Consider the following 22,992-nt stretch of genomic DNA (forward strand, 5'->3'; position numbering starts at 1 on the left):
CAGTGTGCGATCTCAGCGGCCCGCAAGCCGTTGTCGTAAAAACGGTTGTCGTAGGAAGCGGCTTCAGCCGCGACATCGAAGCCCGGCGTCCTCCAGCCGCCTCAACGGTTGGGACGCCAATACCCCACAGCACTCACGCCGCTACCGAATGGCAAGACGCGACAGGCGAGGCTTCATTCGCGACGCGCAGCAACTCCATTGAATCGCGATGTCGCCGCCACTCAAGCCGTCGCCAACCCGTGCTTGCGCAGCTTGCGATACAGGGTATTGCGGCTGATGCCCAGCGCATCGGCGGTGCGGCTGACGTTCCATCGGTGACGCTCGAGCTGCTGCTGCAGCACGCTGCGCTCGGCACTGTCCAGGGCGACGCGGCCGGGCATGCCGTCGCCGGCATGCGCGTCGTCGCCGAGCAGGCACGGGCCGCTGTCGGCATCGACGATTTCCTGCGGCAGGTTGGGGATGCGGATGACGCCATCGGCGCACAGCACCGCCGCGGTACGCAGCACGTTGCGCAGCTGCCGCAGGTTGCCGGGCCAGGCATAGCTGAGCAGCTTGTGCAGGGCGTCCTCGCTGATGCGCACCGTCTGCTCGCCGCTCTCCTCGCGCAGCAGGGTGCGGATCAGTTCGGCCTTGTCGCTGCGCTCGCGCAGCGGCGGCAGGTGCAGCACCACGCCGTTGAGGCGGTAGTACAGGTCCTCGCGGAAGCCGCCGCTGCCGACCATCTGCGCCAGGTCGCGGTGGCTGGCGCTGATCACGTGCAGTTCCAGCGGCACGGCGCGGTCGCTGCCCAGCGGGGTCACGCTCTGTTCCTCCAGCACCCGCAGCAGGCGCGTCTGCAGCGGCAGCGGCATGTCGCCGATCTCGTCCAGGAACAGGGTGCCCCCGCTGGCCTGCAACAGCTTGCCGTGGCGTCCTTCGCGCGCGGCATCGGTGAAGGCGCCGCGCGCATAGCCGAACAGCTCGCTCTCGATCAGCGCTTCCGGGATCGCCGCACAGTTCACCGCCACGAACGGGCGATCGGCCCAGGGCGAGCTGCGGTGCACCGCCTTGGCGAACTCTTCCTTGCCGGTGCCGGTGGCGCCGCACAGCAGGATCGACACGCGGTGCTTGGCCAGCTTCAGCGCATTGTCCAGGTTGTGCAGCATGCGCGGATCGGAACCGACATGATCGTTGGCGCGCGCGGCCTGGCCGTCCTCGCCCGCGGCGCGCGTTCGGCCGGCAGCGCTGCGCGCACGCGGCGGCTGCGCCAGGGCGAAGAAGCGGCGGCCGTGGCAGGCGCAGCGGATCGACCACAACGTGCTGGCGTCTTTGCGCGCGCGCTGCTCCAGCGTGTCGAAATCCAGCTGCATCACCTGGGCGATGTCGCGCCCGACCAGCGGGGAACGGTCGGGCTTGCCGAGCTGTTCCAGCGTGGCCTCGTTGACCGCGAGCACGCGGCCATCGCTGTCCACCGCGATCAACGCTTCGTGCAGCAGCCCGGCGAACTCCGGGCGGCTGTGGAAGCGCAGGATCCAGGCATGCCGGTACTGTTCCAGGAAGTATGCGCGGGCGATCTGCGCTGCCGACATGCGCACCAGCGCGCCGGTATGGCGCTGCACCAGCTTGGTGTCGCGCGGGTCGGGCGTGGAGGCGTCCAGCACCGCCAGCAGATGGCCTTGCGGATCCAGGATCGGCGCGCCGCTGCAGGACAACGGCAGGTGCCGCTCCAGGTAGTGTTCGCCGCGGTGCACGCTCAGCGCACTGCCCTCCACCGCACAGGTGCCGATGCCGTTGGTGCCCTGGTAGCGTTCGGCCCAACTGGCGCCACAGAACAGCCCGGTCTCGCGGAACGCACGCAGCAGCGCCGGATCCTGCACGCTGTGCAGGACCGTGGCCTCGGTGTCGGCGAACACCACCGCGTAGCTGCCGCCGGCGATCTGTTCGTAGAGATTTTCCATCTCCACCTTGGCGATGCGCAGCAGCGCCTCCAGCCGCTGCTGGCGCTCGCGCAACTCACCGTCGTCATGGACCATCGGCGAGGGGTGGGTGTCCGGGGCCAGGCCGTACTCGTCGAGGCAGCGCCGCCACGAGCGTGCAAGCGCCGGCGGCAAGGACTCGATCTGGCGGAAATGGCGCATGCGCGCCAGCGGCGCGCAGTCGGCCTCGGCGGCGGATGGTGCGACGACCTTGGCTTGCGCGAGGCTGGCGACAGTCGACTCGGACATGGGCGCGCTCTCGTCCCCCCCAGGGGCCCTTGCGCAAGTGACGCACAAACCAGGCCTGGGCTCAACCCGCAGTGCAGCAAAGCGATGGCGTCGCCCGCCGTCGATCCCCCCGGTCGCGCTGGGATCCTCGCTCCATCATGACTGTCGGTGGGCGTGCAGGACACGCCGCGCTCCGACAGCGCCATGTCGTAGTGCATCCGCATCCACCGTCGCGCGGGGGGAACGGCGACGGGGCGAATCGAGTGCTGCACCGCCCGCTACGCAGACGGCGCGCTGCGCGCTGCCGCATGCGTCCGGCCGAAGTCGGGTTATGCCAGTGCCGGGCCGTTGCGGCTCGGTGCGTCCCGCTCGCGCGCCAATTCCTGCTGTTGCGTGAGTTGCCGTTCGCGGTCGATCGCCTGGTTCGCGGCCTGCAGTCGCTGGTCGGACTGCTCCACCGGAGTGGCGAGCGCCACTTGCACATCCACGCTGGCGCGCTTTTGCGCCGGGTCGCGCTGTTCACCTTCGACCACCACCAGATGGCCCTTCTCGGTGAGCGCCACGCGATCGGCCCGTTCCAGTGCGTTCGACGCCAGCGGCGCGTTGCCGGGGCCGCCATTGTCCCGGCAAGCGGCCAACGCAGCACGGCTCAGGCGTTCGCTGGCCGCATCGTACGGTTTGCCCAGATCCTGGTCGATCCTTCTGACGCCCTCGCGGATCTGCTCGAGCAGCGCATGATTCCGGTGGCTGGCGTCGTTCGGGCCGGGCGCCGACGCCGGAGCGCGATCCGGCGCAGGCGTTTGCGGTTGCTGCTGCTCGCTGCGTTCGCGCAACTGCGCCGGGGGCGGTACGTGCAGCAGCGTTTCGCTCTTGCCGTCCTTGCGCAGTTGAAGATCCACGCTCTGATCGGCATTGCCGACGCGCTTGACCTCGTCGCGCTGCACCGCGCTCCACTTGCCGCCGACGAAGGCGGTACCGTGACCGTTCCCATCGAAGACGACCACATCGTTGTCCGCGCCGAACAGGCTCGACGACTGCGCGACCGTCTTGCCGTTCCGGCCTTTGAGGTTGTAGCCGAACGCACTGTCCTGGTCGAGGGCGCCGATCAGTTTTGGCGACTGGCCGTTCTGCAGGAACAGGGTCTTGGTCGCGTTGTACTGATGCAGCGCATCCGCGTGCGCGGTATCGCCCTTCAGGTCGACCGGGCTGCGCAATGGGTCGGCGGAAACCGCCGCAAAAGCATCATGCAGGGGATTCCCGGGCTGCGCCGCACGGAGCTTGTTGAACACCTCGGTACCTGCGAGCGCGTGGTGGACGCCGCTCTCGATGTAGTCGGGCACCACCTCGCCTTTCTTGTTGGTCTTGTTCGGCAGCAGCGCGTCGACCTTGTTCACCACGTCCTCGACGCTGTCGAGGCTGCCGTCGTTGATGCCCTTGAGGATCTTCGGATACTGACTCTTGCCGGCCTGGTTCTCCAGCTTCATCAGCACGGTGGCGTACTTGGCCTGGTCGTCCAGGCTCGCGTTCTTGTACAACTCCGTCTGGCGCAATTGGTGCAGCGCGCCGCCATGGTCCTTCTTGCCGTCGCCTTCGCGCATCAGATGGTCGATCTGCGTGCGGTCGCGATCGTGCACGAATTGCACGCCTGCATCGGAGGCCAGGAAGGTATTGAGGTTCTTGAGCACGGTTGCATCGGGTGCGCGGCCGTTGTCCGCGCGGATGGCATCGCCATTGCGCTGCAGATCGGAGATCGTCTGTGTTCTTTGGTTTTCCGACAGCGCCAGGCTCGGAGTCTGCCGGGCGGCCCATGTCTGGTAGGCATCCACCAGCGTCGGGACGACGTCCGGATGTGCGCCCAGGTCGGTCTGCAGCGTGCCGATGCTGAAGCCGCTGTTGGCCACCGGCTTGAGCGTGTTGCCCTCGACCGATCCGGCGAACGACAGGTGATAGGCCACATTCTTGGGACCCAGGCTGCCTTCCGAGGCCACGCCGATGGCGAAGTAGCCCAAGGTCTTGAGTTGCGCGTCGGTGAGTTGCGGCGTTGCCGCGGTGGGGGCGGTGTTTAGATCGGACATGTCGCTGTTCCCCGATGGTGTGTCGTCCCTGTAGACGCTTGCGTTCGCGTTAGCCTCTGCCTTCTCCGCAGAGCTTGAGGTTGGTGCGTGCGGCGCGGATCACGCGGAGGTAATCGTCGACGAGGGCGGGCGTCATGCCCTCGCTGATGGCGTCGTCGCTGCGCTTGGCGTCGTCCTGGTAGGGCGCCAGCGTCTGCCGGCATCCGGCATCGTCGCCGAGTTTATGCTGGGTCAGCGCGTAGTCGTTGCGGATGGCGCCGGCGTCGCTGAAGCTGAGGGCCGCCACGCAGTCGCGATAGAGCGGCGCGAGCGCCGCTTCGGCACCCGCATAGTCCTTGCGATCGTAGGATGCCTGGAAGGCCTTGCGCGTTCGCTGCATGGCTTCAGGCGTGCAGGTCGCAGCCTGTTTCAGATAGTCGCCTGCGAAGCTGCCGTTGCCGCCGCAGTACTCCCGGCACGCGCTTTCGGCGCCGGCCGTCGCGGACACCGCCACGCCGTCTGCCTTGGGTGCGAACTGCAGCGTGCAGGTGCCGTCGTCGACCGCGGCCTGGGTCCCGTGCAGCGTGCCGCTGAAGCTGCAACCGGCATCGACATTCTGCGTTTCGAGGGTGAAGCGTGCATCGGGCTGCACGGTCAGCTGGCCCCAGCCGGGCTGGGTGGCATAGTGGCCGGGGGGCACTTGCGCGGCCGCCGCATCGTGCGTCGCAGCAGGCGCCGTCGGGCCTTTCGCGGCAGGCGCGGGGGCGGTCGGGGGCACGGAGGGAGTCGCGCTCGCGGGTGCCTGGGCGGCGTTGCCGCAGGCGCACAGGGTCGCCGCGCAGCACAGGGAGAGCAGCAGTCCACGCGGGATCGGTGTGGTGGCCAGGATCCTGGCGGTCCAGCGAGGCGCGGTGTCCATCCGATCATTCCATCGACGCGGGCGGCCGAGTCTAGCCCCGCCCGGATCGGCGCCGCAAGCCTGGATGCCGCGTCGCAATCGGTCGTGGAACGGCGGCCCGCCGGGTAAGCGGCCGGCAAGCGCGATGGCCAGGTGTCGACGCTGCCGTTCCGCCGGAAGTGCCCCAGCCCTACAACGCGTAACCGAACTGCTGCTTGAACTGGTCGTTGAATTCGTCGAAGTCGAAGCGCTGGTTCTGCGTGCCCGGGTGCTCGACCTTCAGGGCGCCCATCAGGTTGCCCATGCGGCCGATGGTCAGCCAGTCGCAGCCGCGCTGGATGCCGAAGATCAGGCCGGCGCGGAAGGCGTCGCCGCAGCCGGTGGGGTCGACCACGCGGCGCTCGTGCGCCGGCGGGATGTCGTAGGTCTTCTCGGGGGTGTGGACCAGGGCGCCCTTGGGGCCCTGGGTGGTGATGTAGGCCTGCACGCGCGAGACGATGTCCTTCTCGTTCCAGCCGGTGCGCTCCTGCAGCAGGTTGGACTCGTAGTCGTTGACCACCACGTAGTCGGCCTGCTCGATGAACTGGCGCAGCTCCGGGCCGTTGAACAGCGGCATGGCCTGGCCGGGGTCGAAGATGAACGGCACGCCGCCGGCGCTGAACTCCTCGGCGTTCTGGATCATGCCCTCGCGCCCGTCCGGGCCGACCAGGCCCAGGGTCACGCCCGGCACGTCCTTCACGTGATTCTCGTAGCTGCGCATCATCGCGCCCGGATGGAACGCGGTGATCTGGTTGTTGTCGTGGTCGGTGGTGATGAACGCCTGCGGGGTGAATAGCTCCTCGATCACCTTGACCCGCGACAGGTCGATGCCCAGCGCCTGGAAATGCTCGCGGTACGGGCCGAAGTCCTGGCCCACGGTGCCCATCGGGATCGGATGGCCGCCCAGCAGGTGCAGGTTGTAGGCGATGTTGCCGGCGCAGCCGCCGAACTCGCGGCGCATCCGCGGCACCAGGAACGACACGTTCAGGATGTGCACCTTGTCCGGCAGGATGTGGTTCTTGAACTGGTCCGGGAACACCATGATGGTGTCGTAAGCGAGAGAACCACAGATCAGTGCAGACATCGGGCAGGCCTTGGCGGAGGAATGAGCCCGCATTCAGGCGGGCGAGGGGCGGGGTCGCCGCGGCGCAAAGGGTAACGGCTGCGGCCCGGCAGGGCCAGAACCACGATCCATCGCGGTCCCGCCGATACCACGCAACGCGTGGTTTTAGCGAGAATTTTCCTTGCCCGCTCCCAGGCGGGTTGTTAGGCTAGCGGACTTCGTTTTCTGCCCATTTTTTCGCCATTCTGGCGACGGCGCGCGCCCCAGGACCCAATCCCCCGATGTTCAAGAAACTCCGCGGCATGTTCTCCAACGACCTGTCCATCGATCTGGGCACGGCCAACACCCTCATCTACGTGCGTGGCCAGGGCATCGTGCTGAACGAACCGTCGGTGGTGGCGGTGCGCCAGGACCGGGCGATCGGCGGCACCCGCTCGGTGGCCGCGGTCGGCGCCGAGGCCAAGCAGATGCTCGGCCGTACGCCGGGCCACATCACCACCATCCGCCCGATGAAGGACGGCGTCATCGCCGACTTCACCTACACCGAGGCGATGCTGAAGCATTTCATCAAGAAGGTGCACAAGTCGCGCTTCCTGCGCCCCAGCCCGCGCGTGCTGGTGTGCGTGCCGGCCGGCTCCACCCAGGTCGAGCGCCGCGCGATCAAGGAATCGGCCGAGGAGGCCGGCGCCCGCGACGTGTACCTGATCGAGGAGCCGATGGCCGCGGCGATCGGCGCCGGCATGCCGGTCACCGAGGCGCGCGGCTCGATGGTCATCGACATCGGCGGCGGCACCACCGAGGTCGCGGTCATTTCGCTGAACGGCATCGTCTATTCGCAGTCGGTGCGCATCGGCGGCGACCGCTTCGACGAGTCGATCACCAATTATGTGCGCCGCAACCACGGCATGCTGATCGGCGAGGCCACCGCCGAGCGGATCAAGCTGGAAATCGGCTGCGCCTACCCGCAGGCGGTGGTGCAGGAGATGGAGATCTCCGGCCGCAACCTCGCCGAGGGCGTGCCGAAGATGATCAAGATCAACTCCAACGAAGTGCTGGAAGCGCTGCACGAGCCGCTGTCGGGCATCGTCTCGGCGGTCAAGCTGGCCCTGGAGCAGACCCCGCCGGAACTGTGCGCCGACGTCGCCGAGCGCGGCATCGTGCTGACCGGCGGCGGCGCGTTGCTGCGCGACCTGGACCGGCTGATCTCCGAGGAAACCGGCCTGCACGTGCAGGTCGCCGACGATCCGCTGACCTGCGTGGCCCGCGGCGGCGGCCGGGCGCTGGAACTGGTGGACATGCACGGCAACGAGTTCTTCGCGCCGGAGTGAATGTGAGGCCGGGAATGGGGAGTCGGGAATGGGGAATAGAATGGCCCCTCCGCCTCCGCACTGCCGGCTCCCTCTCCACTCGCCTGCCTGCGCTCCGGCCCGATCGCGCCGGGAGCGCGCCGTTGTTGTTCGATTCCCCACTCCCGATTCCCCATTCCCGGCTTTAGCCCGTGCCTCCTTACGCCGGTCCTCCCGTCACCGCCCGCCCCGGCGAATCCGCCAGCACGCCGCGCCTGCTGGCCTACCTGGCGTTGGCGCTGGTGCTGATCGTGCTCGACGCGCAGGCCGACTGGCTGGCCCGCCTGCGCAGCCAGGCCACGGTGCTGGTGCAGCCGATCTGGGCGCTGGCCGGCCTGCCCGGGCGGCTGGGGTCGCAGGTGCAGGAGAACGCGGCCAGCCACGCGCAGCTGGTCAAGGAAAACCGCGCGTTGCGCAACGAACTGCTGATCGCCAAGGCGCGCCTGACCCGGCTGCAGACCGCGGCGCTGGACAACGCGCAGCTGCGCGAACTGCTGGGCGTGGCCGAGCGCCGCGGCCTGGACGTGCAACTGGCGCCGATCCTGGACATCGACCTGGACCCGACCCGGCAGCGCCTGGTGCTCGATGCCGGCAGCCGCGACGGCGTGCACGTCGGCCAGGCGGTGATCGACGCCGGCGGCCTGATGGGCCAAGTGATCGCGGTGACCCCGCTGCACTCCACCGTGCTGCTGCTGACCGACCCCGACCACGCGGTGCCGGTGACGGTGGCGCGCAACGGCGTGCGCCTGATCGTCTACGGCCGCGGCGGCAGCCTGGAACTGCGCGACATCCCGCTCAGCGCCGGGGTCGAGGTGGGCGACGAGATCGTCACCTCCGGGCTGGGCGGCCGCTTCCCGGCCGGCTTCCCGGTCGGCACCATCTCCGCCCTGCGCCCGGACGACACCCACGCCTTCCTGGTCGGCGAACTGAAGCCGGCGGCGAAGCTGGACCGCGGGCGGGATGTGTTGTTGCTGAAGAGCCGGGAGTGGGGAATCGGGAATCGGGAATTGGCGAAGCCGGCGTCCGCGGCAGCGGAAGGCGCCTCGCCCGTGGCTGGAGCAGCGCAAGGCGGTGACACCAAGCCAGCGCAGGGCGCGGCTCCGGCCGCAGCCGGAGCTGCGGTCACTGCGTCGCCGAGCGCGCACCCGTCCGGCAACGCGACCACCCCGCCGCCGACCAAGCCGGCACGCGCGACATCCGATTCCCGATTCCCGAATCCCGATTCCCGCCCGGCTCCAAAGGAGACGGGCCAATGAGCCGCTTGCGCAGCAAAGGCTGGGTGCTCCCGGTCAGCGTGATTGTGGCGCTGTTGCTGGGGTTGATGCCGTTGCCGCTGGTGGTGCAGCCGCTGCGGCCGTACTGGCTGGCGCTGGTGGTGGCGTACTGGGTGATCGAGACCCCGGACAAGGTCGGGCTGGGCTTCGCCTTCGCGGTCGGGGTGCTGGCCGATCTAATGTACGGCGGGGTGCTGGGCGAGCAGGCGCTGCGCCTGGTGATCCTGAGCTTCATCCTGCAGCGCTTCCGCGCGCGCATCCGCTTCTTCCCGATGTCGCAGCAGGCGCTGGCGATCGGCGGCCTGCTGGTCAACGACCGCATCGTCGCCGCGGCGGTGCACCTGGCCGTCGGCGAGCCGACGCTGCCGTGGAACTACTGGTGGGCGCCGCTGCTGGGCATGGCGCTGTGGCCGCCGCTGTTCGTGCTGCTGGACGCGCTGCGGCTGGGCCGGCGGAGCAAGTAGCATGGCCCTGCATCCGCGCCGCGCGCAGAAGAACCCGCACGCCGAGGCCGAGCAGTTCCGGCGCCGTGCCGCGCTGGGGTTCCTGTGCGTGCTGCTGGCGCTGCTGGGCCTGGGCGCCTGGTATTTCAAGCTGCAGGTGTTGGACCACGACATCTACGCCACCCGCTCGGACGCCAACCGCATCAAGCCACGGCCGGTGGTGCCCGGGCGCGGCATGATCTACGACCGCAACGGCCGCCTGCTGGCCGAGAACGTGCCCGCGTTCCGGCTCGACGTGACCCCGGACAAGGTCGCCGACATGGACGCGCTGCTGGCCGAGCTGGGCAAGGTCATCGCGCTGTCGCCGGAAGACATCGAGCGTTTCCAGGCCGCGCGCAAGGCCAGCCGCAGCTTCCGCCCGATCACTCTGAAGCTGCGTGTCAGCGAGGAGGAGCGGGCGCGCTTCGCGGTGGACCGCTGGCGCTTCCCGGGCGTGGAGCTGGAACCCTACCTGACCCGGCACTACCCCTACGGCGACCTGTTCGCGCACATCATCGGCTACGTCGGCCGCATCGACGAGAAGGACCTGGAGACGCTGGGCGAGGGCAACGCGGCGCTGACCCACATCGGCAAGTCCGGGCTGGAGCGCTATTACGAGGAGCAACTGCGCGGCAAGGTCGGCTACGAGCAGGTCGAGACCAACGTGCAGGGCCGCGCGATCCGCACCGTCGGCCGGGTGCCGGCGCAGTCCGGCGCCGACCTGCGCCTGTCCATCGACGCCGACCTGCAGCGCGCCATGGTCGCCGCGTTCGGCGACTACCAGGGCTCGGCCATCGCCATCGATCCGCGCACCGGCGAGATCCTGGCGATGGTCAGCCTGCCGTCCTACGACCCCAACCTGTTCGTCAACGGCATCTCCCACGCCGACTTCCAGGCGCTCAACAGCGACCCGTCGCGGCCGCAGTTCAACCGCCTAGTGCTGGGCGGCGTGGCGCCCGGCTCCACCATCAAGCCGTTCATGGGCCTGGCCGGCCTGGACAGCGGCACCCGCCGCCCGGAGGACAAGATCCTCTCCACCGGCATGTTCTACCTGCCCGGGGTCAGCCGCGGCTGGGGCGACTCGCACCGCGGCGGCCACGGCTGGACCGACCTGCGCAAGTCGATCGCGCAGTCGGTGAACACCTACTACTACAAGCTGGCCATCGACATGGGCATCACCAAGGTCGACCAGTACATGACCCGCTACGGCTTCGGCGTGCCCACCGGCATCGACCTGGTCGGCGAGACCGGCGGCATCGTGCCCTCGCCGGCGTACAAGGCCAAGAGCCGCAAGGAAGCCTGGTACCCCGGCGACACGGTCAACATCGCCATCGGCCAGGGCGACTGGAAGGTGACCCCGCTGCAACTGGTGCGCGGAGTCGCCGGCCTCGCCGATGGGCAACTGCGCACGCCGCACCTGGTGATGGCCACGCGCCAGGCCTTCGACCAGCCCTGGGCGCCGGTGCAGCCGGGCACGAGCAAGCCGATCAGCGACAACCCCGGCAATCTGCAGGCGGTGCGCGAAGGCATGATGGACACCATGCGCCCGGGCGGCAGCGGCTATTCGATCACCGTCGGCGCGCCCTACCAGATGGCCGGCAAGACCGGCACCGCGCAGGTGGTCAGCCGTAAGGGACTGGCGGCGGTCGATCCGCGCAGCCTGCCGATGCACCTGCGCCACCGTTCGCTGTTCGAGGGCTTCGCGCCGGCGGAGCGGCCGACCATCGCCCTGGCGATCGCGGTGGAAGGCGGCGGCTACGGCGCCAGCACCGCCGCACCGATCGCGCGCAAGATCTTCGATGCCTGGCTGCTCGGCCGGCTGCCGCCCGGGGTCGAGCCGCTGGACAGCCTGCGCGGCGCCACCGCGTTCGGCAGCCACCTGTACTACGCAGAAGATCCCGGCTCGCGCGCCGCCGCCGACGCGGTCGCCCTGGCCGCCGGCGAACGCCCGGTGCTGATCGGCCAGGCCGAGGTGGACGCCGCGGCGGTGCCGCTGCCGGCTGCGCCGCCGCCGATCCCCGACGAGATTCCGGACGAGCGATGAAGGATTTCCTGCGCTGGCTGGTCGACATCGGCGGCCGCTTCACCCGCACCCTGGACTGGCCGCTGTGCCTGGCGCTGGGCGCGCTGATGGCGATGGGGCTGGCGGTGCTCAAGAGCGCCGGCGGCATGCACCTGGTGATGGCGCAGGGCGCGCGTTTCGCCATCGGTGCGGCGGCGATGTGGAGCCTGTCGCGGGTGTCGGCGCTGCGCCTGCGCGCCTGGACCCCGCTGATCTACGCGCTGTCGATGCTGCCGCTGCTGGCGGTGTTCGTGCTGGGCACCGGCAAGTACGGGCGGCAGTGGCTGGACCTGAAGGTGTTCTACCTGCAGCCGGCCGAGCTGCTGAAGATCAGCATGCCGATGATGGTGGCCTGGTACCTGCACCGCATGCCGCTGCCGCCGCGCATCCCGACCGTGCTGGTCAGCGCGGTCATCATCGGCATTCCCACCGCCTTGATCATGCTGCAGCCGGACTTCGGGACCGGCGTGCTGATCGCCGCCAGCGGTGGCTTCGTGCTGCTGCTGGCCGGCCTGCCGTGGTGGTGGGTGGGCATCGCCGTCGGCGGCGTCGCCGCGGCCGCGCCGGTGGCCTGGCTGTGGCTGCTGCGGCCCTACCAGAAGGACCGCATCATGATGTTCCTCAACCCGGAGAACGACGCGCTCGGCGCCGGCTGGAACATCATCCAGTCCAAGATCGCGATCGGTTCCGGCGGCCTGCACGGCAAGGGCTGGGGCATGGGCTCGCAGTCGCACCTGAACTTCATTCCCGAGCAGACCACCGACTTCGCGTTCTCGGTGCTCAGCGAGGAGTTCGGCTGGATCGGCGTGGCCACGGTGATGACCCTGTACCTGATCGTGATCGGGCGCTGCCTGTGGATCGCCTCGCAGGCGCGCGACACCTTCTCGCGGCTGCTGGCCGGCGCCACCGGCCTGGCGTTCTTCGTCTACGTGCTGGTCAACGGCGGCATGATCTCCGGACTGCTGCCGGTGGTCGGCGTGCCGATGCCGCTGATGAGCTACGGCGGCACCTCGGCGGTGTCGCTGCTGGCCGGGCTGGGCCTGGTGATGGCGGTGAAGGCGCACCGTCCGGTGCACGGCTACTGAACCAGCGCGCGGCGTTCGACGCGCCCTGGCTTAACCGCAACCTTGCAGGCAGGTGACGGCATTATTGCGGCGCATGTCGTGCATCCGCACAATGCGCGTCGATGCCACGTGACGCGCGCCGCTCCCCCCGGCCCACAGGTGTGCAGGAACTTCCGGGTAGGCAGGTGCGACCCCGCGCATCCATCCCAGCCCACATCGCCGAGGCATCCTCCGCAGCGCATCCGCCGATCCGGGCTCCGGCCCACCCGTCTGCGTCGTCCGCCGCTGCCTCGTCGTTCCCGTGGTTGTCCAGAGGCTCGGCGTTGGCCGGGATGGATGCGTGTCGATGAAATTCCTGCGCGTGTTGCTGTTGACGAGCGTGGTGCTGGGCCTGAGCGGCTATGCACTGCTGCGCTATTACTTTCCGCCGGGGGCGCTGCACGCCCGTGGCTACGGGCGCACGACCCTGGTGCATCCGCAGGGGGCGCCGCAGGGGCTGGTGATCCTGCTGGCCAGCGGCAGCCCGGCGCAGCGGCAGGACGCCGCGCGGCGCATCGCCGCCAGCGGCGCGCTGGTCGCGGTGGTCGACGGCCAGCGCTATCTGAAGCATTTGCGCCGTGGCGGCCACGGCTGCGACAAGGCCTGGCACGATGCCGAACGGCTGAGCCGGCGGCTGCAGCGGCAGTTGCACGGCGACAGCTACTACCTGCCGGTGCTGGCCGGCACCGGCACCGCCGCGACCCTGGCCGCGCGCATCGTCGGCGCGGCGCCCTCCGCGACCCTGGGGGGCGCCATCGGCGTGGCGCCGGCACCCACCGAGGTCTGTGCCGGGACCGCCGCCGCGACCGCAGCGCAGGGCTTTGTCGACACCGTGGCCGCGCCGGCCGACGGCGGCGTGGATGCCGCGCTGGCCGCGCGGGTCGCCGCGCATCTGCATGCGCGTGGCCGCGGCGGCGCGCTGGACGATCTGCCGCTGACCGAGCTGCCCTCGGCGACCCCGGGCGCACCGCTGGCCATCGTGCTGTCCGGCGACGGCGGCTGGCGCGACATCGACAAGGGCATGGCCGAAGCGCTGCAGCGCCGCGGCATCGCCGTGGTCGGCTGGGACAGCCTGCGCTACTTCTGGCGGGCCAAGCCGCCGACGCGGGCCAGCGCCGACCTGAGCCGGGTCATCGCCTACTACCAGCAGCGCTGGCGTCCGCAGAAGATCCTGCTGGTCGGCTATTCCTTCGGCGCCACCACCCTGCCGTTCATGGTCAACCGGCTGCCGCCGGCGCAGCGCGAGCAGGTCGGCCTGATCGCGTTGCTGGGCCTGGAGCACAAGGCCGATTTCCAGATCCGCGTGCGCGGCTGGCTCAACCTCGGCGACGACGACGACGCACTGCCGGTGCAGCCGGAACTGGCGCGCATTCCCGCGGCGCAGTTGCTGTGCGTGTACGGCGACAAGGAAAAAGATACGCTCTGCCCGCAATTGCGCGCGCGCGGAGCGGAGGTGGTGGTGTTGCACGGCGGTCACCATTTCGATCAACACCCGGCCGGGCTGGCGACGATCGTCGACGACCGCTGGCAGCAATTGTCCGCCGACGCGCGCCTGCCGGTCGCCGAGCTGCCGGAGCCGCGTCCTGCGGCCGCTGCGGCGTCGCCCGCCGCCACGCTGCCGCCGTCGCACGCCGCGCTCCGGCAATGAGCAAGCCTGTGCGCGTCGCGCTGGTGTCCGGCGGCGTCCTCGCCGCCGCTGCTTTCGTTGGCGTTGCCGCGACCGGCGATTCCCGTCATGTGGTCGAACCGCACTTGCCGCCGGTGTGCATGGCGCTGGATGCCACCCTGCAGGCGCAGCAGCGCCGCTTCACCGACGCGCAGGAGCGCAGCGCGCCGGACACTGCGCGCATCCAGGCCGCGCTCGACCGCTGCGCCGCCGGTACGCACGGCGCGGTGCTGCTGCGCGCCGGCAGCGGCAACGCCTTCCTCAGCGGACCGTTGACGATCCGCAGCGGCACCACGCTGGCGATCGACAGTGGCGTGACCCTGTTCGCCTCGCGCCAGCCCGCCGACTACCAGGTGCCCGGCCGCAACGCCTGCGGCCAGGCCGCGGCCCGCAGCGGCGGCTGCCGCGCGCTGATCGCCCTGCAGGGGCGCAGCCTGGGGGTGATGGGCGTGCGCGACGGCGCCGGCCGCCAGGGCACTATCGACGGCCGCGGCGACCTGCCGATGCTCGGCGGCAGCGACAGCTGGTGGCAGTTCGCGCGCAGCGCCAAGGCCGCCGGCCAGACCCAGAACGCGCCCGACCTGATCCGCGCGCAGGACGTCGCCGATCTGCAGCTCTACCACGTCAACCTGGTCAATGCGCCGTACTTCCACGTCTTCGTGCACGGCGGCGACGGCGTCACCGTGTGGGGCGTGCGGGTCCGGGCGCCGGCCAACAGCCCCAACACCGACGGCCTGGATCTGGACAGCGTGCGCAATGCGACCCTGGCCGACAACGACGTGATGGCCGGCGACGACGGCATCGCGATCAAGACCAGCGCCGCGCGCTCGGCCGACATCACCGTGCGCGACTCGCGCTTCTACGGCACCCACGGCATCTCCATCGGCAGCGAGGTGATGTACGGCGTCGGCAACGTGCTGGTGGACGGCAATCGCCTGGTCGGCCACGACGCCGACGGCATCGTCGCCACCGACAACAACGGCCTGCGCATCAAGACCGGCCTGGCCAAGGGCGGACCGGTGCGCGACGTGCTCTACCGCAACACCTGCCTGTTCGATGTGGCCAAGCCCCTGGTGATCACGCCGCTGTACGGCCACGACCACGGCGGCAGCCGCAGCGGCAGCGTGCCGACCTTCGCCGGGATCGTGGTCGACGGATTGCGCGCGCAGGACACGCCCGCCGGCAAGGGCAGTACGGTGCAGGGCTACAGCGCCGCGACACCGCTCGAGCTGGTGCTGGCGCACGTGGCCGCCGATGTCGCCACGCTGCATGCCAGCAATGCGCGCATCGGCGTGGACCAATCCGACCTGCGCTTGAGCGAGGACAGCAGCGCGGCCTCGACCTATGCGACCACGCTCGCCGGGTCGATTCCAGCCTGCAGCAGCGCGCCGGTGTTCCCGGCCCTGTAGCCCGCGCGCGCAACGCCGGCGGCCACCCGGTGCGTGCCCGCGTGGCGCGAGCGGTCGGTGCCCGCGTCTTGCGGCTTTGATGGCGTGCCCGCCACGCACTGCAATCGTCCGCACGTGATGCCATCGCCCTGTTACACCGCAGCGTTCCGCCGCCTAGCTGCGGGCATCGCGCGCGTTCTTTTGCGCGTGATGCGGCAGCGCGCTTGATCCGGATCAATGCCCGCGCGTCGGCCGGCGCGCACAGTGCACGCGTCCTCCAAGCGAGCCGCGATCATGGCGTTCACTGTTGCAGTCCTGAGGGAAGAACAGGCCGAGGAGCGCCGCGTGGCGATGGTGCCCGCGGTGCTGCCGAAGCTGGCCAAGTTGGGCGCGCAATTGCGCCTGCAGGCCGGTGCCGGCAGCGGTTCGCGATTGCCGGATGCGGCCTATGCCGGCGCCACCGTGCTCGACGATGCGCAAGAGGTGGTGGCCGGCGCGGACCTGCTGCTGGCCGTGCAGGCGCCATCGCTGCGCACGGTGGCGGCGCTGCGCCCGGGCAGCATGCTGATCGCGATGCTGTACCCGGCCAAGCTGCCCGGCCTGCTGGAGCTGCTGTGCGAACGCCGCATCACCGCCTTCGCGATGGAGACGGTGCCGCGCATCAGCCGCGCGCAGGCGCTGGACGTGCTGTCCAGTCAGGCCGCACTGGCCGGCTACTACGCGCCGCTGCTCGGCGCCGTGCATCTGCCGCGCATCCTGCCGATGATGACCACCGCGGTCGGTTCGCTGCGTGCCGCGCGCGTGCTGGTGATGGGCCTGGGCGTGGCCGGCTTGCAGGCGCTGGCCACCGCGCACCGGCTTGGCGCGATCACCGAAGGCTACGACGTGCGTCCGGAAACCCGCGAGCAGGCGCAGTCGGTCGGCGCGCGCTTCGTCGACACCGGCATCGACGCACGCGGCGAGGGCGGCTATGCGCGCGAACTCAGCGCCGAGGAGCGGGTCAAGGCCGCGGCGGTGCTGACCCAGCACATCCAGCAGGCCGATCTGATCATCACCACCGCCAACGTGCCCGGGCGCACCGCGCCGATCCTGATCGACCGCGAGCAGATCGCCGGCATGAAGCCCGGCGCGGTGATCGTCGATCTCGCCGCCGACAGCGGCGGCAACTGCGAAGGCAGCGTGCCGGGGCAGACCGTGGACGTCGGACCGGTCACCCTCGTCGCCCCGCGCAACGTGCCTTCGGCGTTGGCCCAGCACGCCAGCGAGCTGTACGCCAAGAACCTGCTGGGGTTGCTCGACCTGCTGGTGCGCGACGGCGCACTGGCGCCGGACTTCGACGATGCGGTGGTCGCCGGCACCGCGCTCACCCATGACGGCCGCCTCTGCCACCCACCGGTGCCGGCCGCCGCGCCCGTTCCCACCAAGGAGTCCTGAGTCATGTCTCTCGATCTGTCGATGAGCTGGCTGATCGCGTTGTACGTGTTCATGCTGGCCGCGTTCACCGGCTACGAAGTGATCGGCAAGGTGCCGTCGATCCTGCACACGCCGCTGATGTCCGGGTCCAACTTCGTCCACGGCATCGTCGTGGTCGGCGCGATGCACGCGCTGTTCAATGCCGACACGGTCGCCGGCCAGACGATCGGTTTCGTCGGCGTGCTGCTGGGCGCCGGCAATGCCGCCGGCGGCTACGTGGTCACCGACCGCATGCTGGCGATGTTCAAGCCCAGCGCCGCGCCGGCCGCGAAGGAGTAGCGCCATGCTTTCGCTCCTGGTGGAATTGAGCGGGTTCGCCGCCGCGTTGCTGTTCATCCTCGGCCTCAAGCGCATGTCCTCGCCGGTGACCGCGCTGCGCGGCATCGTCCTGGCAGGGATCGGCATGCTGGTGGCGGTGGCCGCCGCCTTCGGCTATCTCGCCGACCTGCAGCCCGCGGCGCGTCCGCATGCGCTGACCAACCTGGCCCTGGCGCTGCTGGCGCTGCTGCTGGGCGGTGCCTGGGCCTGGCGCAGCGGCCGCCGTGTCGCGGTGACCGCGATGCCGCAGATGGTGGCGCTGTACAACGGCATGGGCGGCGGCGCCGCCGCGGCCGTGGCCGGGGTCGCGCTGACCGCGCGGCAGCCGCAGCAGGGCGGCCTGCACCTGGCGGTGACCGTACTCGGTGCGCTGATCGGCGCGATCTCGCTGTCCGGCTCGGTGATCGCCTGGGCCAAGCTCGACGGCCGCATCGACACCGCATGGCGGTTCAAGGGCCAGAGCGCGTTCAATGCTGTGGTGTTCCTGGCCGCGCTGGTGCTGGGCGCGCTGGTGGTCACCGGTACGGGCGGCGCCTGGGCGGCGCCAGCGTTCTTCATCGCCGCGCTGGGCTTCGGCGTGCTGATGACGCTGCCGATCGGCGGCGCCGACATGCCGGTGGTGATCTCGCTGTACAACGCCTTCACCGGCCTGGCGGTGGGCCTGGAAGGCTTCGCCCTGCAGAACCCGGCGCTGATGATCGCCGGCATGGTGGTCGGCTCGGCCGGCACCCTGCTGACCGTGCTGATGGCCAAGGCGATGAACCGCTCGCTGGGCAACGTGCTGTTCAGCAATTTCGGCGACGGCGCCGCGGTCGTGCAGGGCGACGTGCAGGGCCGCATGACCGCGGTCGAGCCGGGCGATGCGGCGACGTCGATGCGCTACGCCTCCAGCGTGATCATCGTGCCCGGTTACGGCCTGGCCGTGGCGCAGGCGCAAGGGCGGCTGTACGAACTGGTGAAGCTGCTGCAGGCCGCCGGCGTCGACGTGAAGTTCGCCATCCATCCGGTCGCCGGGCGCATGCCCGGGCACATGAACGTGCTGCTGGCCGAAGCCGGCGTGCCCTACGACCTGATCTACGACATGGAGGACATCAACGACAGCTTCGCCAGCACCGACGTGGCGCTGGTGATCGGCGCCAACGACGTGGTCAACCCGGCGGCGCGCACCGACAAGGCCTCGCCGATCTACGGCATGCCGATCCTCAACGCCGACCAGGCGCATCAGGTCTACGTGATCAAGCGCGGCCAGGGCAAGGGCTACGCCGGCGTGGAGAACCTGCTGTTCTACGGCGACAACTGCGACATGGTCTACGGCGACGCCGCCGCGGTGCTCAACCGCATGGTGCAGGCGGTGAAGGAGCTGGCCGCCTGACCCAACCGCTTCCCGCGCCGGCGCGAGGCGTCCGGCGCTTTCGACCTTCCACGAGGACACCACCATGACCTATGCGACCCGCAATCCCTATACCGGCGAATTGCTCGCCACCTTCCCGGAGGCCACCGATGCGCAGGTACTGGCCGCGATCGATGCCGCCGACGCCGCGTTCCAGCAATGGAAGCAGGCCCCGTTCGCCGAACGCGCCAGGGTGATGCATGCCGCGGCGCGGCTGCTGCGCGCCAACACTCGCGAGTACGCATGCCTGCTGACGCTGGAGATGGGCAAGCTGATCGGCGAGGCCGAAGCCGAGGTGCGACTGTCGGCGGACATCTTCGAGTACTACGCGGTCAACGCCGAGCGCTTGCTGGCGCCGGAGCATCTGCCGGTGGCCGATCCGGCCGAGGGCAGGGCGATGGTGGTGCACGAGCCGCTGGGCGTGCTGCTGGCGATCGAACCGTGGAATTTCCCGTACTACCAGATCGCGCGGATCATCGCCCCGCAACTGTCGGCCGGCAACACCGTGCTGCTCAAGCACGCCTCCAACGTGCCGCAGTGCGCGGCCAAGTTCCAAGCGCTGATGGCCGAAGCCGGGCTGCCGGCCGGGGCCTTCGTCAATCTCTACGCCACCCGCGGCCAGGTGGAGACCATCCTCAACGACCCGCGCGTGCACGGTGTGGCACTCACCGGGTCGGAAGGTGCCGGCGCCATCGTCGCGGCCCAGGCGGCCAAGGCGCTGAAGAAGTCGACCATGGAACTGGGCGGTGCCGACGCCTTCGTGGTGCTGGACGATGCGCCGCTGGAGAAGACGGTGAAGTGGGCGGTGTTCGGCCGCCACTGGAACGGCGGGCAGGTCTGCGTGTCGTCCAAGCGCATGATCGTGGTGCAGGAGGTGTACGAGGAATTCCTGCAGCGCTACCGCGCCGGCGTGGCGGCGCTGCGGGCCGGCGATCCGATGGATCCGGCGACCACGCTGGCGCCGCTGTCTTCGCAAGGCGCCGCCGACGACCTGAAGCGGCAGATCGCCGAGGCGGTCAGGCATGGCGCCACCGCGACCGAGGTCGGGCCGCCGGTGCCGGTGCATGGCGCGTTCGTGCAGCCGACCTTCCTCACCGACGTCGCCCCGGACAACCCGGCCTACCACCAGGAATTCTTCGGCCCGGTGTCGATGCTGTTTCGCGCCCGGGACGAGGACGACGCGGTGCGCATCGCCAACGATTCGCCGTTCGGCCTGGGCGGCTCGGTGTTCACCGGCGACGATGCGCGCGGCGTGGCGGTGGCCAGGCGCATCTCCACCGGCATGGTGTTCGTCAACCACCCGACCATGGTCAAGGCCGACCTGCCGTTCGGCGGCGTGCGCCGTTCCGGCTACGGGCGCGAACTGATCGGGCTGGGCATCAAGGAATTCGTCAATCACAAGCTGATCGACGTGGTCGACATCGACGCGCCGTTCTGAGTGGGCGCCACGCGTCAGGCCAGGCCGTCGGGGGCAACCCCGGCGGCTTTTTTGTGCCGTCGCCACGCCCGGCTCTGGGCGCGTGCCCGGTGCATGCCGGCAGGTCATGCTGCGGGCGCACTTGACCTGGGGCAAAGTTCTTTTGTTTCATGGCGTTATTGGTAGAAATTCATCTTGAATCTGTTAGTCTGCCGGCATGATCCGACGCTCGCTGATTTGCCTGCTCACGCTTGGCCTAGTCGCATGCGCGACCCAGCCCAAGGCGCCTCCGTCGCCGCCGCAGGCCAGCGCGCCGCCGCCTGCGCCGCGTCCGGCTCCGCCGGCCGAGGCCGCGCCGGAAGTGGTGCAGGCGCCACCGGTGGACCTGACCCCGGTCCCGTTCGAGGTCGCCCGCGCCAACTTCGTCCGCGACACCGCGGCCAGGTACGGCATCGATCCGGCGCAGATCGAGGCGACCCTGGCGCAGGCCCAGTTCAAGGATGCGATCGTCGCGGCGATGTCGCGCCCGGCCGAGCGGGTCAAGCCGTGGAGCGAGTACCGGCCGATGTTCATCAGCCAGGCGCGCATCGATGGCGGCCGCGCGTTCCTGGCCACGCATCGCGACGAACTGCAGCGGGTGCAGGCGCGCACCGGCGTGCCGGCCGAGGTCATCGTCGCGATCATCGGCGTGGAAACCAGCTACGGCAAGAACGCCGGCTCCTACCGCGTGCTGGATGCGCTGTACACGCTGGCGTTCCGCTATCCGCGCAGCGGCGATCCGGCCAAGCTCGAGCGCGAGGTGCGCCGCGAACTGTTCTTCCGCGATGAGCTCGGCCAGCTGTTCGCGCTGGCCCGCGAGGAGAACCTGGACATCACCGGCCTGATCGGCAGCTACGCCGGTGCGATGGGCCTGGGCCAGTTCATGCCGTCCAGCTACCGCCAGTTCGCGGTCGATGGCGACGGCGACGGCAAGCGCAATCTGTTCACCGACTACGACGACGCGTTCTCGTCCATCGCCAACTACTTCGTGAAGAAGGGCGGCTGGGTGCGCGACGGCGTGGTCGCGGTGCCGGCGACGCTGCGCCCGGGCGCCGAGGAATTCAATCCGACCGACTGGACGCCGACCTACACCCTGGCCGACCTGGCCGCGCGCGGCTACACGCCGACCGCGCCGGTGCCGGCAGCCGCTGGCGGCGCCACGCCGATCACGCTCGACGGCAGCGCCGGCAAGCAGTACTGGCTCGGCTTCCAGAACTACTACGCGATCACCCGCTACAACAATTCCAAGATGTACGCGATGGCCGTCTACCAACTGTCCCAGGCCATCGCCGGCAAGGAGTTACCCCCGGCATGAACCCGAACGCGCTGCTCCGGATCGCTCCCGTCGTCGCTGTGCTGGCGCTGGCCGCCTGCAGCAGCGCCCCGAAGAAGACCGCCGGCGGCGCCGGACCCGGCATCCGGGTCGAGGGCAAGGGGCCGGCGCACGTCGCCACCGGTTGTCCGTCGACCTCGCCCTACGCGCCGGCCAAGGAAGATCCGTCCAAGCGCGGCAACTACACCGCCGGCGGCCTGTACGCGCCCGGCGTGCGCGACAGCACCCCGGACTACGTGCCCAACGTCGCCTGCATTCCCGAGCCGCTGGTCACCGACGAGCCGCGCTCGGCGATCGGCAACCGCTCCCCGTACATGGTGCTGGGCCGCGAGTACGTGGTCATCGACGATCCGCACAGCTACGTCGAGCGCGGCACCGCCTCGTACTACGGCAGCAAGTTCCATGGCCGGCTGACCTCCAACCGCGAGGTCTACGACATGTACGCGTTCACCGCCGCGCACAAGACCCTGCCGCTGCCCAGCTTCGCCCTGGTCACCAACCTGGACAACGGCGAATCGGTGGTGGTGCGGATCAACGATCGCGGCCCGTTCCACGACGACCGGCTGATCGACCTGAGCTACGCGGCGGCGGTCAAGCTCGGCATCACCGGCAAGGGCACCGGCCGCGTGGAAGTGCGCGGCCTGACCCCGGCCGACAACGGCGACCTGCTGGCACGGCGCACTCCCGGCCGGCGCCCGGCGACGCTGCTGGCCAGCGCGTCCACCGCCACCGCCACACGCGATCCCGCGGCGGTGCGGCGCGCGGCGGACATGGACAACCTGGTCAAGACCCTGCCGGCGACGTCGGCCGGATCGGCCGGCGGCAGCGTGGCCGCCGCCGCGACCGTGCCGGCGCGCGCCGGCACGGTGGCGGCGGTCGTTGCGCCTACCGCCGCCGCGGCGACCGCCACGGCCGCGGCGCTGCCGGAAGGCGAGCGTTGGCGCTATCGCGTGCAGGACGCGCCGGGCCGGGTCGGCGATGCCGATCGTTTCGACGCGTGGATGAAGTCGCGCGGCGTGCGCGTGGCCACCGGCAAGCCGGCCACGCCCGCGCCCAGCGTGGCCGCAGCGAGCACCCCGGTGCGCGGATCCCGCGGCACCGCGACGACCAGGCCCGTTGCCGCGCCTACTGCCGCCGTGGCCGCCCCGGCCGTCGCAGTGGCGACGCCGGCAGCGCCTCCCGCACCGGTCGCCAGCGCCGCGCCGCGCGAGGACGACAGCGCGCGCGGGCCGCTCGGCATCCTGCTGCAGGTGGCCAGCTTCGCCAGCCGCGAGAACGCCAACCGCGCGCTGTCGCAGTTGGCCTCGGCCGGCATCGTCGGCGCCAGCATCAGCGACATCGTCTCCGGTGGCCGCACCCTGTGGCGGCTGCGGGTGGCGGCCGAGGACCATGGGCGCGCCGCCGAGCTGGCCACGCGCATCGCCGGCCTCGGCTTCGGCCGGCCGCAGATCGTCAAGGATTGAG

17 protein-coding genes are annotated in these 22,992 nt (G+C 70.2%); 13 read left to right on the forward strand and 4 right to left on the reverse strand.

From position 1 onward, the window contains the following. Positions 1-221: 221 nt before the first annotated feature. From CEK65_RS03075 to CEK65_RS03090, 4 genes are all read right to left on the reverse strand, one after another. Positions 222-2,204 (reverse strand): sigma-54-dependent Fis family transcriptional regulator, encoded by a 1,983-nt coding sequence (locus tag CEK65_RS03075; RefSeq protein WP_193314676.1) that lies wholly within the window; start codon positions 2,202-2,204, stop codon positions 222-224. 308 nt (positions 2,205-2,512) lie between these two features. Continuing rightward, positions 2,513-4,258: an XVIPCD domain-containing protein gene (locus CEK65_RS03080; protein WP_152180739.1), complete on the reverse strand. Its 1,746-nt coding sequence runs from the start codon at positions 4,256-4,258 to the stop codon at positions 2,513-2,515. A gap of 49 nt (positions 4,259-4,307) precedes the next feature. Beyond that, on the reverse strand, positions 4,308-4,820 hold the full coding sequence (locus tag CEK65_RS03085; protein WP_152180764.1) for a hypothetical protein: 513 nt from the start codon (positions 4,818-4,820) through the stop codon (positions 4,308-4,310). A gap of 505 nt (positions 4,821-5,325) precedes the next feature. Continuing rightward, complete coding sequence (locus CEK65_RS03090; RefSeq protein WP_017911561.1) at positions 5,326-6,258, reverse strand: carbohydrate kinase family protein; 933 nt, start codon at positions 6,256-6,258, stop codon at positions 5,326-5,328. Positions 6,259-6,518: 260 nt separating this feature from the next. On the opposite strand from CEK65_RS03090, the gene CEK65_RS03095 reads away from it, so the two are divergent. From CEK65_RS03095 to CEK65_RS03155, 13 genes are all read left to right on the forward strand, one after another. Continuing rightward, positions 6,519-7,565 carry a rod shape-determining protein gene (locus CEK65_RS03095; protein WP_010343692.1) on the forward strand — a complete coding sequence of 349 codons (1,047 nt, stop codon included), beginning with the start codon at positions 6,519-6,521 and terminating at the stop codon, positions 7,563-7,565. Positions 7,566-7,735: 170 nt separating this feature from the next. After that, positions 7,736-8,839 carry a rod shape-determining protein MreC gene (gene mreC / locus CEK65_RS03100; protein WP_148829359.1) on the forward strand — a complete coding sequence of 368 codons (1,104 nt, stop codon included), beginning with the start codon at positions 7,736-7,738 and terminating at the stop codon, positions 8,837-8,839. Further along, on the forward strand, positions 8,836-9,321 hold the full coding sequence (mreD, locus tag CEK65_RS03105) for a rod shape-determining protein MreD (RefSeq protein WP_152180740.1): 486 nt from the start codon (positions 8,836-8,838) through the stop codon (positions 9,319-9,321). Before mreC ends, mreD begins: the two co-directional genes overlap by 4 nt. Position 9,322: 1 nt before the next feature. After that, complete coding sequence (mrdA, locus tag CEK65_RS03110; protein ID WP_152180741.1) at positions 9,323-11,383, forward strand: penicillin-binding protein 2; 2,061 nt, start codon at positions 9,323-9,325, stop codon at positions 11,381-11,383. Beyond that, on the forward strand, positions 11,380-12,486 hold the full coding sequence (gene rodA / locus CEK65_RS03115) for a rod shape-determining protein RodA (protein WP_017907587.1): 1,107 nt from the start codon (positions 11,380-11,382) through the stop codon (positions 12,484-12,486). Before mrdA ends, rodA begins: the two co-directional genes overlap by 4 nt. A gap of 325 nt (positions 12,487-12,811) precedes the next feature. Continuing rightward, a complete protein-coding gene (locus CEK65_RS03120) occupies positions 12,812-14,152 on the forward strand; it encodes an AcvB/VirJ family lysyl-phosphatidylglycerol hydrolase (protein WP_152180742.1) in 1,341 nt (446 codons plus the stop codon). Next, complete coding sequence (locus CEK65_RS03125) at positions 14,149-15,579, forward strand: glycosyl hydrolase family 28 protein (protein ID WP_226980459.1); 1,431 nt, start codon at positions 14,149-14,151, stop codon at positions 15,577-15,579. Before CEK65_RS03120 ends, CEK65_RS03125 begins: the two co-directional genes overlap by 4 nt. A 273-nt stretch (positions 15,580-15,852) precedes the next feature. Further along, positions 15,853-16,992, forward strand: a complete 1,140-nt coding sequence (locus tag CEK65_RS03130) for an NAD(P) transhydrogenase subunit alpha (protein WP_152180743.1) — start codon at positions 15,853-15,855, stop codon at positions 16,990-16,992. Positions 16,993-16,995: 3 nt separating this feature from the next. Then, positions 16,996-17,310, forward strand: a complete 315-nt coding sequence (locus CEK65_RS03135) for an NAD(P) transhydrogenase subunit alpha (protein ID WP_152180744.1) — start codon at positions 16,996-16,998, stop codon at positions 17,308-17,310. A 4-nt stretch (positions 17,311-17,314) separates the two neighbouring features. Next, positions 17,315-18,721 (forward strand): NAD(P)(+) transhydrogenase (Re/Si-specific) subunit beta, encoded by a 1,407-nt coding sequence (locus CEK65_RS03140; RefSeq protein ID WP_152180745.1) that lies wholly within the window; start codon positions 17,315-17,317, stop codon positions 18,719-18,721. 64 nt (positions 18,722-18,785) lie between these two features. Next, the gene (locus tag CEK65_RS03145; protein ID WP_152180746.1) at positions 18,786-20,177 is read left to right on the forward strand and encodes an NAD-dependent succinate-semialdehyde dehydrogenase; all 1,392 of its coding nucleotides are present in this window, start codon (positions 18,786-18,788) and stop codon (positions 20,175-20,177) included. Between the two features lie 196 nt (positions 20,178-20,373). Beyond that, a complete protein-coding gene (gene mltB / locus CEK65_RS03150) occupies positions 20,374-21,510 on the forward strand; it encodes a lytic murein transglycosylase B (protein ID WP_152180747.1) in 1,137 nt (378 codons plus the stop codon). Then, the gene (locus CEK65_RS03155) at positions 21,507-22,991 is read left to right on the forward strand and encodes a septal ring lytic transglycosylase RlpA family protein (RefSeq protein ID WP_152180748.1); all 1,485 of its coding nucleotides are present in this window, start codon (positions 21,507-21,509) and stop codon (positions 22,989-22,991) included. The genes mltB and CEK65_RS03155 overlap by 4 nt, the downstream gene beginning before the upstream one ends. The last annotated feature ends 1 nt before the right edge of the window (position 22,992 follow it).

The sequence above is a fragment of the Xanthomonas sp. LMG 12459 genome, from assembly GCF_009192905.1.
Classification (GTDB): Bacteria; Pseudomonadota; Gammaproteobacteria; order Xanthomonadales; family Xanthomonadaceae; genus Xanthomonas_A; species Xanthomonas_A sontii.